This window comes from Methanoregula sp. (assembly GCF_002835825.1).
Taxonomy (GTDB): Archaea; Halobacteriota; Methanomicrobia; order Methanomicrobiales; family Methanospirillaceae; genus Methanoregula.
Genome location: NZ_PIZH01000606.1, coordinates 1 through 1,263, shown reverse-complemented (window position 1 = coordinate 1,263; position 1,263 = coordinate 1). Strand labels below are relative to the sequence as shown.

2 protein-coding genes are annotated in these 1,263 nt (G+C 55.7%); both read left to right on the top strand.

The features are described 5' to 3' along the window. Complete coding sequence (locus CW742_RS13755) at positions 1–87, top strand: HAD hydrolase-like protein (protein WP_292421349.1); 87 nt, start codon at positions 1–3, stop codon at positions 85–87. Positions 88–224: 137 nt separating this feature from the next. After that, a partial coding sequence (locus CW742_RS13750; RefSeq protein ID WP_292421347.1) for a hypothetical protein occupies positions 225–1,263 on the top strand: 1,039 nt, incomplete at its 3' end.

Sequence of the window (1,263 nt, the reverse complement as noted above, 5' to 3'; positions counted from 1 at the left end):
ATGGGACTCCCCTGCAACCGGGTCGTCATGATCGGTGACGATATTCTGACCGATGTCGGGGGTGCTCAACGGGCCGGTATGCGGTGAGTACTTGTCCGGACCGGCAAGTTCAGGCAGGAAGGCCTCCGGAATCCGGACATCGGGCCGGATCTCATCATCGATTCCATTGCCCAAATCCACCGGGTCGTTGCGGCGGACCGGGAAAATCGATGGGGGAAAAACCCTTGATCGGAAAGGCCTTGTGGTTCCTTCTTACAATCCTTGCCATCGCAATGCTGGCAACTGCCGGATTTTTCATTACGCAGACTTTTTTCCCCCAGGAGCGGATTATCACACCCGCGATCCAGCCGGTTATGGCCGGGCAGCACCCCGTGCCGATAAGCCACGGATTCCCCTTCCAGAAAGACCCCGTCGCCTTTACCATCTGGGTAAATGGATCCGTGCTTGACGGCGCCCGTGATGCCGACAAGTCGGTGACCGTCATCGGAAACATCTCGGATAATATATGGATAGCAGAGAGCTATCGTGCAATGGTCGACGACCCTGCGCAGGAAGAGATATACCGCGACCTGATCGGGGAGTTCAGGACGATCAGGCAGGGCCGGGCACTTGATGACGATGAATATCTCGAACTGATGGCAGTCTATGTTCAGTCATTACGGTACGAGACACTAGAAGAGAACCCGGCCAAATTTCCAGTCGAGACCGTTGCAGACAGAGCCGGGGACTGCGATGACAAGAGCCTCCTCCTCGCAGGACTCCTGTCGCGCGAAGGGTATTCGGTGGCCCTTCTCTCGTTTCCCGAAGAGAACCACATGGCCGTCGGGATAGGATCTGATGAATACCGCTCCATGGATACAAATTTTACGTACCTGGAGACGACGAATATTTCCTATGTGGGTGCACCGCCCGGGAGGCTGATTGATGGCCGTGTCCTCAAGTCTCATCCGTTAATCATCCCGATAGGGCAGGGAGAAATATTCTACACCGGGGGCGAACAGACACGGTTCATTCAGGAGGCAGCAGAACATGCAGAATCGCGCGCAAAGGATTCAGAGGATGTTGTCAGGAGAATGCAGGAAGATCTCACAGCCCGGCAGGAGCAGATAATGGAGCTGGAGAACCGGATGCAGGTCCACCGGCTGACAGGTGAAGTCCGGCAGTACAATGCCCTTGTCGCCCCGCACAACCGGATGGTTGCCGATTACAACAGGGATCTTGAGGCATATCGGCAGGCGTACTCCCGCTATGAGGCATATATAC